This window comes from Aminobacter sp. P4_D5 (assembly GCF_056401815.1).
Genome location: NZ_JBFUIP010000415.1, coordinates 1 through 1085, shown reverse-complemented (window position 1 = coordinate 1085; position 1085 = coordinate 1). Strand labels below are relative to the sequence as shown.

Here is a 1085-nt window from a genome sequence, read left to right as displayed (position 1 = left end):
GCAGCCGGGTGGTGAGCTGCAGCGCCCGCCCGTCCTCCAGCGTGCGCAGCAGCCGCGGCACCGCTGCCGCCAGGGCCTGCGCGGCCGGGCGCGACGCCTTGGGGTCGGCGAGAAAGCCTGCCAGGATCCCGGCAACGTCGAGCCGCGCGATCACCCGGCGCAGCTCCGCCTCGGTGAAGACGTGGTTGGCCACGAAGCGCCCAAGCCCTTGGCCCAGCCGTTCCTTCTGCCGTGGGATGATGGCCGTGTGCGGGATGGGCAGCCCCAGCGGCCGCCGGAACAGCGCCGTCACAGCGAACCAGTCGGCCAGGCCGCCGACCACGCCCGCGGTCGCGGAGGCCGCCAGCAGGGTCGGCCAGGGCCCAGGCGGGAGGCGGTAGGCCAGGACCGTCAGCGCGGCCATCACGACCAGCAGGAGGGTCGCGATGGCGCGGTGCCGCGCCAAGGCCGACCTGAGCGCATCGTCGGGAGAGGGCATGGGCGCCATTCTATCGCCGTCCCCGCTTGCTTGGCGACGGGGCGGCGCCCATGTTATGGGATAACATCATGTCGTCCTGGACCCACCCTCTCGACCTCGCGAGCGGCAGCTCGGCGCGGGTCGTCCTGGCCGCCGCGCTGCTGGCGGTGCTGTGGTCGGCCATTGCCTGGGCGCTGGCGGCATGAAGCCCTCCGAGCTTGTTATTCGCGATCTCACGGTCACACATGGGCGCCGCCCGGCCGTGCACCACCTCTCCTTCGCGCTGAAGCCGGGCGCGATGATGGCGGTGGTCGGGCCGAATGGCGCTGGGAAGTCATCGCTGTTGCGCGCGATCGCGGGCCTGCACGCGCCGTCCTCAGGCCGAATCGAGGGCGTGATGCCCGGTCAGATCGCGCTCCTGCCGCAGCAGGCCGCGCTGGACCGGACCKTCCCGCTGACTTGCCGGGACGCCGTGCTCTTCGGGCTCTGGGCCGAGAGCGGCGCCTTCCGCGCGACGCCGCGCCCCGAGCGCGTCGAGGCCGCACTGGACGCCGTGGGCCTGCACGGCTTCGCGAAGCGGCCCGTCGGCAGCCTCTCCTCCGGCCAGTTCCAGCGCCTCCTCTTCGCC

3 protein-coding genes are annotated in these 1085 nt (G+C 73.3%); 2 read left to right on the top strand and 1 reads right to left on the bottom strand.

Annotation, left to right across the window (positions count from 1 at the left end):
* Positions 1–487, bottom strand: a 487-nt coding sequence (locus tag AC1DWF_RS32385; protein ID WP_476842618.1) for a DUF445 family protein, incomplete at its 3' end; no start/stop codon positions are given.
* A gap of 41 nt (positions 488–528) precedes the next feature.
* Between AC1DWF_RS32385 and AC1DWF_RS32380 the strand changes: the two genes are divergently transcribed.
* Positions 529–663: a hypothetical protein gene (locus tag AC1DWF_RS32380; protein WP_476842617.1), complete on the top strand. Its 135-nt coding sequence runs from the start codon at positions 529–531 to the stop codon at positions 661–663.
* Positions 660–1085 (top strand): metal ABC transporter ATP-binding protein (locus tag AC1DWF_RS32375; RefSeq protein WP_476842616.1); only part of this gene is annotated, 426 nt, incomplete at its 3' end. The genes AC1DWF_RS32380 and AC1DWF_RS32375, both read left to right, overlap by 4 nt.

Bases quoted from the DNA above. Each gene is read 5' to 3' on its own strand.
- AC1DWF_RS32380 (WP_476842617.1), top strand. From the start codon at position 529: ATGTTATGGGATAACATCATGTCGTCCTGGACCCACCCTCTCGACCTC.